Consider the following 15,100-nt stretch of genomic DNA (forward strand, 5'->3'; position numbering starts at 1 on the left):
CGCCTCAGCTCTTGATGAACTCGAGCAGGTCCGCGTTGAACTTCTCGGTATGCGTCGCCATCAGGCCGTGCGGCGCGCCCGGATAGACCTTGAGCGTCGCGTGCGGCGCAAGCTTGGCGGACTTGAGCGCGGCGTCGGCGATCGGCACGATCTGGTCGTCGTCGCCGTGGACGATGAGCAGCGGGATATCGATCTTCTTGAGGTCCTCGGTGAAGTCGGTTTCCGAGAACGCCTTGATGCAGTCGTAGTGCGACTTCAAATCGCCCATCATGCCCTGCCGCCACCAGTTGAGGCGCAGCCCCTCCGACACCGTCGCGCCGGGGCGGTTCATCCCGTAGAATGGCATCGGAATGTCGAGATACAGCTGCGAGCGGTTGGCCAGGATGTCCTTCCGGAAGCCGTCGAACACCGACATCGGCGTGCCTTCGGGGTTGGTCTCGCTCTGCACCATGATCGGCGGCACGGCGTCGAGCAACACTGCCTTTTTGACGCGCGAAGTGCCGTGGCGGCCGAGGTAGCGCGCGACTTCGCCGCCGCCGGTCGAGTGGCCGACCATGACGATGTCCTTCAGGTCGAGCGCGTCGAACAGCGTCGCGACGTCGTCGGCGTAGGTGTCCATCTCATTGTGGTCCCACGTCGCGTCGGAGCGTCCGTGGCCGCGGCGGTCGTGGGCGACGACGCGGTAGCCGTTCATGCCGAGGAAGACGATCTGGCGCTCCCAGTCGTCGCTGCTCAGCGGCCAGCCGTGCGAGAAAGTAACCACCGGACCTGTGCCGATGTCCTTGTAGAAGATTCGGGTGCCGTCGTTGGCGCTGACGAAGGGCATTGGGCTTCTCCTGTATCGAATGATGGAGGATTGAAACGCCTCCGTTAAGCGCTTGGCAAGTGAATTTGGTGCGACAGCGTACGCGGTCGAGAAGGCCCTTAACCTTGACAAAAGCGCCCCCGGCGTGTGTCACCCGCACCGTTCCCGGACCCAGCCAGATCGGCCCCAATGCACGCATATCGCTCCCACACCTGCGCCCAGCTGCGCGGCCCCGACGCCGGTACGACCGCTCGCCTGTCGGGCTGGGTGCATAGGAAGCGGGATCACGGCGGCGTGCTGTTCGTCGACCTGCGCGACCATTATGGCCTGACCCAGGTGGTGGCCAACGTCGGCTCGCCCGCATTCGACATCCTCGACAAGCTGCGCGTCGAGAGCGTCGTTACCGTCACCGGGCCGGTCGTGGCGCGTGACCCGGCCGCCGTGAACCCCAAGATGGCGACCGGCGAGATCGAGCTGAAGGCCGCCGAGGTCGTCGTCCAGTCCGCGGCGAACGAGCTGCCGCTGCCGGTCGCGGGCGAGGCCGAGTACCCGGAGGATATTCGCCTCAAGTACCGTTTCCTCGACCTGCGTCGCGAGCGCCTGCACAAGAACATCCTGCTGCGCTCGGGCGTCATCGCGAGCCTGCGCCGCCGGATGATCGAGCAGGGCTTCACCGAGTTCCAGACCCCGATCCTGACCGCCAGCAGCCCCGAGGGCGCGCGCGACTTCCTGGTCCCGAGCCGCGTCCACCCGGGCAAGTTCTACGCGCTCCCGCAGGCGCCGCAGATGTTCAAGCAGCTGCTGATGGTCGCCGGCTTCGACCGCTATTTCCAGATCGCGCCGTGCTTCCGCGACGAGGATGCCCGCGCCGACCGCTCCCCCGGCGAGTTCTACCAGCTCGACTTCGAAATGAGCTTCGTCACGCAGGACGATGTCTTTGCAGCGATCGAGCCGGTGCTGGCGGGCGTGTTCGACGAGTTTACCGGCTTCGTCGACGGCAAGCCCAAGGCGGTCACCAAGCCGCCGTTCCCGCGCATCGGCTATGCGGACTCGATGCTCAAGTACGGCAACGACAAGCCCGACCTCCGCAATCCGATCGAGATCGTCGATGTCAGCGAGCACTTCCGCGGCTCCGGCTTCGGGCGCTTTGCGTCCATCGTGGCGGAGGGCGGGGTCGTCCGTGCCGTCGCCGCGCCGGGCAGCGGCACCTCCAAGAGCCGCAAGTTCTTCGACGACATGAACGCCTGGGCGCAGACCGAGGGCTTTGCCGGCCTCGGCTATGCGACCCGCAAAAGCGGTGACTTTGGCGGGCCAATCGCCAGCAACCACGGCGCCGACGGCATGACCGCGCTGAGCGCGGCGCTCGGCCTCGGCCCCGACGACGGCGTGTTCTTCGCCGCCGGTCCCGCCGCGACCGCCGCCAAGCTCGCGGGCCTGGCGCGCACCCGCGTCGGCACGGAGCTCGGCATCATCGAGCAAGGCACCTACAAATTCTGCTGGATCGTCGACTTCCCGATGTTCGAATACGACGAGGACGCCAAGAAGATCGACTTCAGCCACAACCCGTTCTCGATGCCGCAGGGCGAACTGGAGGCGCTGGAGACGCAGGACCCGCTGACCATCCTCGCGTACCAGTACGACATCGTCTGCAACGGCATCGAGCTGTCGTCGGGCGCGATCCGGAACCACCGGCCCGACATCATGTACAAGGCGTTCGAGATCGCCGGCTACACCCAGGCCGACGTCGACCGCGACTTCTCGGGCATGATCAGCGCCTTCAAGTTCGGCGCGCCGCCGCACGGTGGCTCGGCGCCGGGTGTCGACCGCATCGTCATGCTGCTCGCCGACGAGCCCAACATCCGCGAGGTCGTGGTCTTCCCGATGACCCAGAAAGCCGAGGACCTGATGATGAACGCGCCGTCGTTCGCGACGCCGCGCCAGTTGAAGGAACTCAACATCAAGGTCGTCGAATAATGGCCAAGCTCCGCCTCAAGAACTTCGAGAACGTCCCCGAAATCTCGCATCACGACTATGACGAGCGGCTCAAGGCGCTGCAGTTCAAGCTCCAGCTGATCCAGGCGGCGTACATCACGCAAGGTTTGCGCGGCATCGTCGCGGTCGAGGGCTGGGATGCGTCGGGTAAGGGCGGCCTGATCAAGCGCCTGACCGGCGAACTCGACCCGCGCTTTACCGATGTCTGGTCGATCGGCGCACCGACCAAGGAGGAACTCGCACACCACTTCCTGTGGCGCTTCTGGAGCCGGCTGCCCGCCGCCCGCGAGATCGCCGTGTTCGACCGCACCTGGTACGGCCGCGTCCTCGTCGAGCGGGTCGACAAGCTGACCCCCAAGAAGGACTGGAAGGCCGGCTACGACATCATCAACGCCTTCGAGGCCGAGCACGTCGCGGCAGGCACCCGCATCTGCAAATTGTTCCTCCACGTCACCCAGCCCGAGCAGGACCGCCGCCTGCGCGAGCGCCTCGAGGTCCCCTACAAGCGCTGGAAGACCGGCCCCGAGGACTATCACAACCGCGCCAACCGCGACGCCTACACCGAGGCCTACGAGGACATGTTCGACCTCACCTCGACCGACGACGCGCCGTGGCACGTCCTCGCCGCCGATGACAAGAAGACCGCGCGCATCGCGGGGATGGAGGCGGCGGTCGCGGTTCTCGGCGAGGACGTCGACCTGAGCTACCCGGACGTGTCGCCGGAGTTGCGGACGACGGCCGAGGCGGCGCTGGGGGTTACGCTGAAGTTGTAGGGCGGTGAACGGCCAAGTACGGTTACTCGGAAGTCGTTTTCAGGAAAATCTCTGCAGGTGTTGGGACAAATCGGGTCACTGGTTTTGTGTTGCTGGCCAAGACATGCCCATCCTGCCCACTGGATCGACTTACCTGACCATAGGAATTTGGCCGAAGAAACGGTCCGAATGGAATGCTTTCGCCCGTCACTGCAAGCATCAATGTTCCAGCGGGCAGGTAGGCGCTGGTGCCAGTCACGAAATAGCCAACGGGCAGTGTAACGCCGACTGCGCCACCGATGTTCTTATCTCCTGCCGCGTGTAAGGGGCCGCTGATTGGAACAACCAGCCCGTTGATACGCATCGAAACCACATGCGCCGATAATTTCCCGCGTTGTCCAAATGAGCTTTTCGATTTGACCCGATCGACTTGGCCGACCGCAGGGCTACCGCGCGGGATTACAACTTCGCCATTCAGCACCACATCATCGACGACTTCCAACTCGAATAAGTCGCCGACGTCATTAACCTTCGAACTCAGTCCCGACATCAATCTGAAATGTACGGCAGTGCCGCGGTCAAGTACCAGATCATGCGGTCCACGGTAGGCTGCTTGCTGAACGGTCGGACGCTGCTGAGCTAGTCCCGATATCTCGGTATCCGAGAATTCGCGGGCACCCACCAGCATGTCGAAGCCGGTCTCACCCTTAAGGGCGGTGTTGATCGGCAATATAGCGCTGCTGCCGGTAATTCCGAACCCAAGCGGCAAAGATAACGTGAAAAACGCTGATATGACTGAGCCTGCCAGATTGGTGCCGCCCCGCGCGCTCTGGGCGCCAGTTATAGGAATTTGTAGACCCTCAATGGTCAAGCTGATCAAGCGGATTTCGAGTTTTCCGCGCGACCCCCAACTCCCTTTAGGCTTTGCCAGCCAAACCTCGCCCGTCGCTTGCGTACCACGCGGTATCACAATCGCCCCATTCAAGAGGACGTTCTTGCTGACGACGAGATCCACCCGATCGGCCACCTGAGCCGTTCGTGAGTTGATCGAAGAACGCGTCAGGAACTCCAGTTCGGCACCCCGCGGTAGAACGTCGCCGCCCCGCGAGTAGGATGCGATCTGAGACGGAACTTGGGCCGAAGCAATAGAAGATGACACCAGCGCCATAGCGCAGATGCCCGCGGCCCTAAATTTGCCCACCGTAATCCCCAGAAATAGACGCAGCCGTAACGACTAAACAAATCTTGAGGGCTTACAAGGCTTATCTGGATGCAACACTGCATCTGAGTTGGGCCACCAACCACCGCCACCGATTTACCGAAAAATTTTGAGAGCTGCTTGATCGCCGGCTTATGCGCCACGTTGCGTGGAGCAGATCGTATTTCCTGATATTTTTGGGCGCTTTTCAGTGCGGCGTTATCGATCGGCCCTCGCTCACTCCACCAGCTGGTTGAAGGCCAGGAACACCCCCGGCAGCGCCAGCGCGAGAAACACCGGCACCCGCAGGTACGCCGTCCGGAAAAACCAGCACAACGCGGCCAACGCGGCGACCACCAGCAACAGGATGATCCCGAAGCCGGACTGCATGCCGCGCCCCGCCGCGTCCTGGGTGCCTTCGCTGGCGAAGATCAGTGTCAGCGCGCCGAGGCCGTCGAGGATGACGACCACCCAGAACAGCCCGTCCCATAGCTTGCGCCCGGTGCTTGCCGGCTCGATTTTCGCCGCCATCATCGTGCCCCCCGACCGATCAAGGTGCCTCGATACACCTTTCGATCGTCCGCCGCACCCCCTCAGCCCGGCGTCGACTTGCCCAGGTACCACGAGATTCGCTTGCTCGCCGGGCTTAGCGCGGTGGTCGGGTGGAGGAGGTCGTACATCACGGCGTTCTCCAGCACGCGCTGCACGTAGGTGCGCGTCTCGAGGAAGGGGATCGTCTCGATCCAGTCGACGACGTCGACGCCGGGCACGCGCGGGTCGCCCTGCCTGGTGACGAACTTGCGGGCGTTGCCGGGGCCGGCGTTGTAGGCGGCGACGGCGAGCACGTAGCTGCCGCCGAAGTTGGCGCGCAGCCGCTCGAAATACGCGCCGCCGAGCGTGACGTTGTAGACCGGGTCCTCGGTCAGGCGCTCGACGCTGAACCGCAGCCCCGCCTTGGTCGCCTGCTCGGCGGCGGTGGCGGGAACCAGCTGCATCAGGCCGCGGGCGTTGGCGGCGCTGACCGCGGCACGGTCGAACTGGCTCTCCTGCCGGGCGACGGCGTGGACCATCGTGAAGTTCGAGGCGACTTCGGGGGGCAGGGTGAGCTGGGGGTAGGCGTAGCTGAGCAGGGTCAGCTCGCCGTCGGAACGCGCCGCCTTGCCCATCAGCACGCCGAGGTCGGGGCGGCCGATCACCGCGGCGAGCTCGGCCGTCAGTTGCGCTGCCTCGCCGGTGTCGCTGCGCTCGACGAGGGCGCGCATCAGGAGCGTCTGACGGTTGCGGTCGCCGAGGTCGCCGAGCGCCTGCGTCGCGCGGACCAGCTCGTCGGTAGCGAACTTGGCGCGCGACTGGGGCAGGACGAAGGGAGCCGGGGCGGGGTTCAGCGTAACCGGTCGGTCGAGGCGCTCGCTCGCCAGCTGGCCATAGAAGTAATCGGGGTGGCGGGCGGCAGAGTCGTAGTAGCGCTGCGCGTCGGCCTTGAGGTTGGCGGCCTCGGCGGCGCGGCCCGCCCAGTAGTCGCCGCGCGCCTGGCTGACCGGGGTCAGCGCCGCGGCACGCACCGCCGCGAAGTGGTTGAGCGCATCGGATGGCCGGTTGAGATTGCGCAGCGCGATCCACCCGGCGACCCATTCCGCATCGATGAACGCGGCGCGCTCGCCCAGCGACCGTTCGGCCAGCGGGCGTCCGAGCGGGAAGGCGGCGTGGTTGGCGGCGAGGCTGTAGGCCTGCGCGGCGTTGCCGTCGCGGAGCGTCTCGCGCGCCATCTGGACGCGCAGCTTGAGCCATGCCTCCGGGTCGACGATCAGCCCGGGCGAGTAGTTGGTCGCCGCCATCACGCTGCGCGCGACGTCCTGCTGGTTGGTCCGCCGCAGCCAGTTGATCCGGTCGAAGGTGATGCCGGGCTCGTTGGCCAGCGCCGTGGGCAGGGCGGTGCGCAGGCTGTCGGCATTGGCACCGCCGCCCTGCAGCACGACCCGCGCCGACACCCACGCCTGCCGGTCCGGAGTGAGGCGCGCCAGCAGGCGGGTCGCGGCGCTGGTCTGCCCGCTCCACAGCAGCCGGTCGGCGCGCGACAGGTTATCGGCGGGGGTCAGCTGGCTGCCGAAGGTGGCGAGCAGCTCGGCCTCGGTCTGCGGGTCGAGGCCCGACGAATCCCACGCGTCGCGCGCCATTGCGTTCGCCTCGGGCACCTTGCGCGCGACCAACAGGGTCTCGGCGAGGCGGAACTTGGCGGCCGCGGTGACCGGGGGCAGCGCGTTGAAATACAGCGTGCGGTCGCGAAACGGCACGCTCGCGTCGATCGCCTTCTCGGCGCGGCGGCGGAGCACGCTCTCCTGCGGCCAGCCCCGGTGATAGCGCAGGAAGGCGCTGAGCTCGGCAAAGCTGGCACGGTAGTTGTCGCGCCGCAGCCGGTCCCACTGCACCACGGTATCGAGCAGGGGATCGCTCGGCACGTTGGCGAGCGGCGCCAGGGCCAGCGTGTTGAACCGCCCACTCGCATTTTCCGCGAGACGCGCCACGTAATAAGCGCGCGTCGCCTCCGAAATCGCGGCCCCGGCGGGCGCGGCGATGGGGGCGACGAGTGCTGCGATCAGCAGGCACGGCAGTACGGCGATTGCCTTCATACGTCCTTCGACACTAGAACCGCCCGCCCACGCGCTCTCGTCTATTGACCTGAGCTCTCCGGGCCAAGGACTAATGACGGCGCGCTCCCGCGCCAGGGACAAACGACCAAGATGTTTTCAGGATCGATCCCGGCGCTGGTGACGCCCTTCAAGGACGGCGCAGTCGACGCCGAGGCTTTCCAGCGCCTCGTCGACTGGCAGATCGCCGAGGGCTCGACCGGCCTCGTGCCGTGCGGGACCACCGGCGAGTCCGCGACGCTGAGCCATGACGAGCACCACGAAGTCATCCGGCTGTGCGTCGAGGCCACCGACGGGCGCGTGCCGGTCATCGCCGGCTGCGGCTCCAACGACACCGCGACCGCGCTCATGCACCTCGCGCGCGCCGCGAAGAATGGTGCCGACGCGGCGCTGGTGGTCTGCCCTTATTACAACAAGCCGTCGCAGGCCGGTCTGCTGGCGCACTTCCGCGCGCTCGCCGCCAGCACCGACCTACCGATCGTCATCTACAACATCCCGGGACGCTCGATCGTCGACATGAGCGTCGAGACGATGGCCGAGCTGTCGAGCTTGCCCAACATCGTCGGGGTCAAGGATGCGACCGGCAACCTCGCGCGCGTGCCAGCGCTGCGCGCCGCCTGTGGGCTCGACTTCGTCCAGCTGTCGGGCAACGACGAACTGGCGCTCGGCTACATGGCGACTGGCGGTCACGGCTGCATCTCGGTCACCGCCAACGTCGCGCCGCGGTTGTGTGCCGACTTCCAGGCCGCCTGTGCGGCGGGGAACTACACGGCCGCGCTGGCGCTTCACGACCGGCTGTTCCCGCTCCACCTCGCGATGTTCACCGACGCGAGCCCGGGCCCGGCCAAGTACGCGCTGGCCAGGGCCGGCCGCCTGACCGAGGAACTCCGCCTGCCAATTCTCGCCGCCAGCCCCGCCGCCCGCGCCGCTGTCGATGCTGCGCTCGACCATGCCGGAATAAGCTGATGCCGAGGCCCAAGGGCGAGACCGGGATCAAGATCAAGACCGTCGCCGAGAACCGGCGCGCCCGCTATGAATTCTTCATCGAGGACGTCGTCGAGGCCGGCATCGCGCTGGCCGGCACCGAGGTGAAGGGCCTGCGCTCCGGACAAGCGTCGATCGCCGAGGCCTATGCCGAGGTCAAGGACGGCCAGCTGTGGCTGGTCAACGCCAACATTCCCGAATACAAGCAGGGCAACCGCTTCAACCACGAGCCCAAGCGCCCGCGGAAGCTGCTGCTCCACGCCCGCCAGATTGAGAAATTCCACGGCCTTGTGACGCGGCAGGGCATGACGCTGGTGCCGCTGTCGGTATACTTCAACGACCGTGGCCGCGCCAAGGTCGAGCTTGCGCTCGCGAAGGGCAAGCAGCTCCACGACAAGCGCGAGACCGAGAAGACCCGCGACTGGAAGCGCGAGGCGGCGCGGGTCATGCGCGAGCGCGGCTAACGCGGCTGACGCGCCTGACGGGCTAATCAGGCGACCATACGAACGGGCTGGCGGAGTTATCCACGGTAACCGTACAGGACCCTCTAGGGTTCGCCGCGACCGCCGTTATAGTCGGCGTACCGCAGCGGAGAACGACCACGTCGACCCAGTCTGACACGCGCTACCCAGCGCCGTTCGCGGTGCCCGGCGCCGACTGGCGCTTCGTCCAGCTGCTCGACGTGCTGCCGCTCGGGCTTGCGTTGCTCGATACCGAGGGCCGGATGCTGGCCTGCAACGACGCCTTCCGCCGGACGATCGACGATCCATGCCAGCCCGGCGCGCCGCTTCCCGCGGGGATCACCGTTGCCGATGACCGGCCGATGCTGGCGCGGGCGATCCGCGATGCGCTCGACAAGGGCAAACTGCCCGCCGAGCTCCGCCTGCGGTTGACCGCCCGCCCCGAGGAGCCGCTGGTCATGACGATCGCGCGGGTGCCAGCCGGGATCGACGCAACGCTGCTGATCGCCGTCCGCGATATCCGCGAGCAACTGCTGCTCGAGCGGCAGGTCGCGCAGGTGACGCGGATGCAGGCGATCGGCCAGCTCGCGGGCGGTGTCGCGCACGATTTCAACAACATCCTGACCGCCAACCTCGGGCTGGTCGAGCAGCTGCTGGCGCGCCACGTCCCGGGCGACGGCGACTATAGCGACCTCGAGGAGCTGAAGACCAACGACTCGCGCGGTGCGACGCTGATCCGCCAGCTCCTCGCCTTTGCCCGTCAGCAGACCCTGCGGCAGCAGCTCGTCGACGCCCGCGCCGCGGTCGCCGCGCTCGCTGCCCTGCTCAGCCGCCTGCTCGGCGACGAGGTCACGCTGGCGCTCGAACTCGACGAGGTCGGGCCGATCCGGGTCGATCCGGGCCAGCTCGAACAGGTCATCGTCAACCTCGCCGTCAATGCCCGCGACGCGATGCCCGGCGGCGGCCGGCTGGTGATCGCGACCCGCAGCGTCCCCGCCGCGGCCGTCGACCGGCTCGGCCACAGCGTCATGCCGGCGGGCGATTACGTCGAGATCGCCGTCTGCGACAGCGGGATCGGCATCGACAAGGACCTCGGTGCCAAGATCTACGAACCGTTCTTCACCACCAAAAGCGGCGCGCAGGGCACCGGGCTCGGGCTGTCGACGGTCTACGGCATCGTCAAGCAGTCCGGCGGCTTCGTCTTCAATGCACCCGCGCCCAGCGGCGGCACGATCTTCAGCCTGTTCTTCCCGCGCGCCGAGGGCAAGGTCGACGTCGCCGCGCCGATCCCCGTGCCGAAGCCCGTGTTCATCGTCGACGGCCGCAGCCTCGCGGTCCTGCTCGTCGAGGACGACCGCGCCGTGCGGCTGGTCCTCCAGCGCGCGCTCGCCAACGCCGGCTTCGTCGTCACCGCCGCTGCCGATGCGCTCGCGGCGCTGCCGTTGATCGACGATCCCGCGACGGTCATCGACGTGCTCGTCTCCGACGTGATGATGCCGGGCATGGACGGCGGCCAGCTTGCCGCGCACGCCCGCCGCCGCCGCCCCGAACTGCCGGTGCTGCTGATGTCGGGCTATGCCGAACCACCCCAGCGCTCCGCCACCGCCGACGCCGGGGTCGCCTTCCTCGCCAAGCCGTTCACGGGCTCGGCACTGGCCGACGCGATCCGCGCGGCGGCGCGCTACTAGTCGCTATTGGTAGGGTTCTACCAAGCTCCGGTACCGACGCGCTATTAGGTCGCGGTAACCCGGGGTGAACCCGGTACGGTGCCGTGTTGAGTGCCGATGCGTGGTTTGGTATAGGCGTCTTGGGGGGCATGCGCCGGTACAGGCGTAGTCCAAGCGTGATGCCCGGTCCCGGGCGATGGGAGTACGCACTAGCATGCAGCGGGTGCTGATTGTTGAAGATGAAGTCCTGATCGGCCTGGTTCTCGAGGATATGCTCGATATGATCGGCTGCCGGGTTGCGGCGAACGCCGAGTCCATCGTGGCGGGTTTCGATGCCCTCGAACGGCTGGGTGCGGAGGGTTTCGACGTCGCGATCCTCGACGTCCACCTCGGGACGGAATCGGTGTTCCCGCTTGCCGACCGCCTGGCCGCGCTCGGCAAGCGCATCGTGTTCGCCACCGGGTCGCATCCGGACACGCTGCCGGAGCGCTATGGAGACAGCGGTGTGCTTGAAAAGCCCTATGCCTTCGCGGCTGTCGAAGCCTTGATGAAACCGGTGTCCGCCGCCGCTTGAGATTACGCAACGCTGAAGTTGGTTCGCGTTCGCTGCTTGTTCCTCTAGAACAGACGTGGTACGGAAGCCGCCTTGTAGGGGCGTCAACCGACCGCTAGGGAGTTCAAGATGGCTGCAAATCTTAAGGTGGTGAACGGGGTGGCTGCAATTTCCAAGGCGGACGAGAAGGCCAGCGGCGACAAGGCGCGCGCGCTAGAGGCCGCACTGGCGCAAATCGACCGCGCCTTCGGCAAGGGCTCGGCGATGCGCCTCGGCTCGCGTGAGACGATGGAGGTCGAATCGATCTCCAGCGGTTCGCTCGGCCTCGACATCGCACTCGGTATCGGCGGCCTGCCGCGCGGCCGGGTCATCGAGATCTACGGCCCCGAAAGCTCGGGCAAGACGACGCTGGCGCTGCACGCCATCGCCGAAGCGCAGAAGATGGGCGGCACCGCGGCCTTCGTCGATGCGGAACACGCTCTCGACCCGGCCTATGCCAAGAAGCTCGGCGTCAACATCGACGAGCTGATCGTTTCGCAGCCCGACACCGGCGAACAGGCGCTCGAGATCGTCGACACGCTGGTTCGCTCCAACGCCGTCGACGTGCTGGTCATCGACTCGGTCGCAGCTCTGGTGCCGCGCGCTGAAATCGAGGGCGAAATGGGCGACAGCCACGTCGGCCTGCAGGCCCGCCTGATGTCGCAGTCACTCCGCAAGCTCACCGGCTCGATCAGCCGCTCGCGCTGCATGGTCATATTTATCAACCAGTTACGCATGAAGATCGGCGTAATGTACGGCAACCCGGAAACCACCACCGGCGGCAACGCACTCAAGTTCTACGCCAGCGTCCGCCTCGACATCCGCCGCACCGGACAGATCAAGGATGGTGACGACGTTGTTGGCAACACCACCCGGGTCAAGGTCGTCAAGAACAAGGTCGCGCCGCCGTTCAAGCAGGTCGAGTTCGACATCATGTACGGCGAAGGCGTCAGCCGCATCGGCGAAATCCTCGACCTCGGCGTCAAGGCCGGCGTCGTCGAGAAGTCCGGTGCCTGGTTCAGCTACGACTCGATCCGCATCGGCCAGGGCCGCGAGAACTCGAAGAAGTACCTGAAAGCCAATCCGGACGTCGCGGCTCGCATCGAGAAGACCATCCGCGACAATGCGGCCGGCATCTCCGAAGCGCTGATGACCGGCAGCCCCGAGCCATCGACCGGCGAAGACGCCGAGATGTAGTCGGTGAGCACGACCCCCGCCCGATCGCGGGGGTCGTGGTGCTCGGTCGCTGCGTCGAGACACCGCCGTCTTGAGATACGACTGCCCGTGGCTTAAGTCCGTCCGATGACCAGCACCAACGATATCCGCCGCGCCTTCCTCGAGTATTTCGGGAACGCCGGGCATGCTGTGGTCCCGTCCGCACCACTAGTGCCGCAGAACGATCCGACCTTGATGTTCGTCAACGCCGGCATGGTGCCGTTCAAGAACGTCTTCACGGGCCTCGAGACCCGCCCCTACAAGACCGCGGTTTCGTCGCAGAAATGCGTCCGCGCCGGCGGCAAGCACAACGACCTCGACAACGTCGGCTACACCGCGCGCCATCACACATTCTTCGAGATGCTCGGCAACTTCAGCTTCGGCGACTATTTCAAGGAGCAGGCGATCACCCACGCGTGGACGCTCCTGACTCGCGAATTCGGCATCGATCCCGACCGCCTGACCGTCACCGTCTACCATACCGACGATGAGGCCTTCGCGCTCTGGCAGAAGATCGCCGGGCTGCCCGCCGACCGCATCATTCGCATCGCTACCAACGATAATTTCTGGTCGATGGGCGACACCGGCCCCTGCGGCCCGTGCAGCGAGATCTTCTACGACCACGGCGACCACATCCCCGGTGGCCCGCCCGGCAGTCCCGACGAGGACGGCGACCGCTTCGTCGAGATTTGGAACCTGGTGTTCATGCAGTACGAGCAGATCGACGCCGCGACCCGCCTCGACCTGCCGCGTCCGTCGATCGACACCGGCATGGGCCTCGAGCGCGTCGCTGCCGTCCTCCAGGGTGTCCATGACAACTACGACACCGACACCTTCAAGGCGCTGATCGCGGCGTCCGGCGAACTGACCGGCACTGCCACCGACGGTGCCAACACCGCCTCGCACCGCGTTATCGCCGACCACCTTCGCGCCAGCGGCTTCCTGATCGCCGACGGTGTACTGCCCTCCGCCGAAGGCCGTGGCTACGTACTCCGCCGGATCATGCGCCGCGCCATGCGCCACGCCCAGATCCTGGGAGCCGCCGAGCCGCTGATGCACCGGCTTGTTCCCGCGCTCGTCGCGGCGATGGGCGGCGCATTCCCCGAACTCGTCCGCGCCCAGCCGCTGATCGAGGCGACGCTCCATCAAGAGGAGGTCCGCTTCCGCGTTACCCTCGCCAACGGCCTGCGCCTGCTCGATGAGGCGACCGCGACGATGGCCCCGGGCGACACGCTGCCCGGTGCCACCGCGTTCAAACTCTACGACACCTTCGGTTTCCCCTACGACCTAACCGAAGACGCGTTGCGGGCGCAGGGCTTCACGGTCGAGCGCGCCGGCTTCGATGCCGCGATGGCCGAGCAGAAGCGCGCGGCCCGCGCCGCCTGGGCGGGTTCGGGGCAAGCCGCGTCCGAAGCCGTCTGGTTCGACATCGTCGAGGCCGAGGGCGCGAGCGAGTTCGTCGGTTACGCCACCGACACCGCGCAAGCCAACGTCGTCGCGTTGGTCAAGGACGGCGTCCGCGTCGACCATGCGGATGCGGGCGACAAGGTCATCGTGGTCACGAACCAAACGCCTTTCTACGGCGAATCGGGTGGCCAGCAGGGCGATGCCGGCATGGTCACCGGCGACAGCGGGTTACGGCTTGCCGTCGCCGACACTGCCAAGCCGCTCGGCAAGCTCCACGTCCATGTTGGCGAGGTCGAGGCCGGCAGCATCCGCGTCGGCGACACCGTCACGCTGGCGATCGACACCGAGCGTCGCGCACAGCTCCGCGCCAACCACTCGGCGACCCACCTGCTTCACGCGGCACTGCGCCGTCGGCTCGGCGACCATGTCACCCAGAAGGGCTCGCTCGTCGCGCCCGACCGCCTACGCTTCGACTTCAGCCAGCCGCGCGCCCTGACCCCCGCCGACATCGCCGCGGTCGAGACCGAGGTGAACTGGCACATTCGCCACAACCAAGCCGTCACTACTCGCCTGATGACACCCGACGCCGCCATCCAAGCGGGCGCGATGGCGCTGTTCGGCGAGAAATATGGCGACGAGGTCCGCGTTCTCAGCATGGGCTTGGACGAGGATGCGACCTACTCGACCGAGCTCTGCGGCGGCACCCACGTAAACGCGCTCGGTGATATCGGCGTCTTCAAGATCACATCGGAGAGCGCCGTCGCTGGCGGTATCCGGCGCATCGAGGCGCTGACCGGCGAAGCCGCACGGGTCTATCTCAACGATCAGGAAGCGCGGCTCAAGGAGGCCGCGACAGCGCTCAAGGCCCAGCCCGGCGAAGTCCCTGCCCGCGTCGCGGCCCTGATCGAGGACCGCCGCCGCCTCGAGCGCGAACTCGCCGATGCCAAGCGTACGCTCGCGCTTTCGGGCGGCACCGCCGGCAATGGAGCCATGGCTAGCGGCCCGGCTGCCCCCGAGATGGTCGGCGGCATGGGCTTCGTTGGACAGGTGATCGCCGGGCTCGACGCCAAAAACCTGCGCGGCCTCGTCGACGACGCCAAGAAGCAGATGGGCAGTGGCGTCGCTGTGCTGGTCGCGGTCAACGACGGTCGCGCCTCGGTCGCGGTCGGGGTCACCGACGACCTGACCGACCGCCACAGCGCCGTCGACCTTGTGCGGCTAGCTGCCGCCGCGGTTGGCGGGCAGGGCGGCGGCGGCCGTCCCGACATGGCACAGGCCGGTGGCCCCGACGGCGCCAGGGCCACGGACGCGGTCGCGGCGGTCAAGGCGGCGCTCGGCGAGGTCGCGGTCGCCGCTTGAGCGAACTCGACCGCGCGCCGGGG

General features: G+C 66.8%; 12 protein-coding genes. 8 read left to right on the forward strand and 4 right to left on the reverse strand.

Annotated elements, in window-relative coordinates:
- Nucleotides 1-4 precede the first annotated feature (4 nt).
- Nucleotides 5-826 (reverse strand): alpha/beta hydrolase, encoded by an 822-nt coding sequence (locus tag KX816_05695; protein ID QXQ07515.1) that lies wholly within the window; start codon nt 824-826, stop codon nt 5-7.
- Nucleotides 827-994: 168 nt separating this feature from the next.
- On the opposite strand from KX816_05695, the gene aspS reads away from it, so the two are divergent.
- Both aspS and KX816_05705 read left to right on the forward strand, forming a co-directional pair.
- Nucleotides 995-2,779, forward strand: a complete 1,785-nt coding sequence (gene aspS, locus KX816_05700) for an aspartate--tRNA ligase (protein QXQ07516.1) — start codon at nt 995-997, stop codon at nt 2,777-2,779.
- Nucleotides 2,779-3,570: a polyphosphate kinase gene (locus tag KX816_05705; GenBank protein QXQ07517.1), complete on the forward strand. Its 792-nt coding sequence runs from the start codon at nt 2,779-2,781 to the stop codon at nt 3,568-3,570. Before aspS ends, KX816_05705 begins: the two co-directional genes overlap by 1 nt.
- 22 nt (nt 3,571-3,592) lie before the next feature.
- Here KX816_05705 and KX816_05710 read toward each other — a convergent pair whose 3' ends face one another.
- The 3 genes from KX816_05710 to KX816_05720 form a co-directional block, all read right to left on the reverse strand.
- Complete coding sequence (locus KX816_05710) at nt 3,593-4,717, reverse strand: hypothetical protein (GenBank protein ID QXQ07518.1); 1,125 nt, start codon at nt 4,715-4,717, stop codon at nt 3,593-3,595.
- A 267-nt stretch (nt 4,718-4,984) separates the two neighbouring features.
- Nucleotides 4,985-5,281 carry a hypothetical protein gene (locus KX816_05715; protein QXQ07519.1) on the reverse strand — a complete coding sequence of 99 codons (297 nt, stop codon included), beginning with the start codon at nt 5,279-5,281 and terminating at the stop codon, nt 4,985-4,987.
- A gap of 59 nt (nt 5,282-5,340) precedes the next feature.
- Nucleotides 5,341-7,374 carry a lytic transglycosylase domain-containing protein gene (locus KX816_05720; protein QXQ07520.1) on the reverse strand — a complete coding sequence of 678 codons (2,034 nt, stop codon included), beginning with the start codon at nt 7,372-7,374 and terminating at the stop codon, nt 5,341-5,343.
- 111 nt (nt 7,375-7,485) lie between these two features.
- Between KX816_05720 and dapA the strand changes: the two genes are divergently transcribed.
- The 6 genes from dapA to alaS all read left to right on the forward strand — a co-directional run bounded on the left by dapA (nt 7,486) and on the right by alaS (nt 15,077).
- Nucleotides 7,486-8,358, forward strand: a complete 873-nt coding sequence (gene dapA, locus KX816_05725) for a 4-hydroxy-tetrahydrodipicolinate synthase (protein ID QXQ07521.1) — start codon at nt 7,486-7,488, stop codon at nt 8,356-8,358.
- Nucleotides 8,358-8,840, forward strand: a complete 483-nt coding sequence (smpB, locus tag KX816_05730; protein QXQ07522.1) for an SsrA-binding protein SmpB — start codon at nt 8,358-8,360, stop codon at nt 8,838-8,840. Before dapA ends, smpB begins: the two co-directional genes overlap by 1 nt.
- A 179-nt stretch (nt 8,841-9,019) precedes the next feature.
- Nucleotides 9,020-10,525 (forward strand): response regulator, encoded by a 1,506-nt coding sequence (locus KX816_05735; GenBank protein QXQ07523.1) that lies wholly within the window; start codon nt 9,020-9,022, stop codon nt 10,523-10,525.
- A 193-nt stretch (nt 10,526-10,718) separates the two neighbouring features.
- Nucleotides 10,719-11,078 carry a response regulator gene (locus KX816_05740; protein QXQ07524.1) on the forward strand — a complete coding sequence of 120 codons (360 nt, stop codon included), beginning with the start codon at nt 10,719-10,721 and terminating at the stop codon, nt 11,076-11,078.
- Between the two features lie 108 nt (nt 11,079-11,186).
- Nucleotides 11,187-12,293: a recombinase RecA gene (recA, locus tag KX816_05745; GenBank protein ID QXQ07525.1), complete on the forward strand. Its 1,107-nt coding sequence runs from the start codon at nt 11,187-11,189 to the stop codon at nt 12,291-12,293.
- Between the two features lie 105 nt (nt 12,294-12,398).
- Nucleotides 12,399-15,077: an alanine--tRNA ligase gene (gene alaS / locus KX816_05750; protein ID QXQ07526.1), complete on the forward strand. Its 2,679-nt coding sequence runs from the start codon at nt 12,399-12,401 to the stop codon at nt 15,075-15,077.
- Nucleotides 15,078-15,100 lie beyond the last annotated feature (23 nt).

It is taken from the genome of Sphingosinicellaceae bacterium (assembly GCA_019285715.1).
In the GTDB taxonomy this organism is placed as follows: Bacteria; Pseudomonadota; Alphaproteobacteria; order Sphingomonadales; family Sphingomonadaceae; genus Glacieibacterium.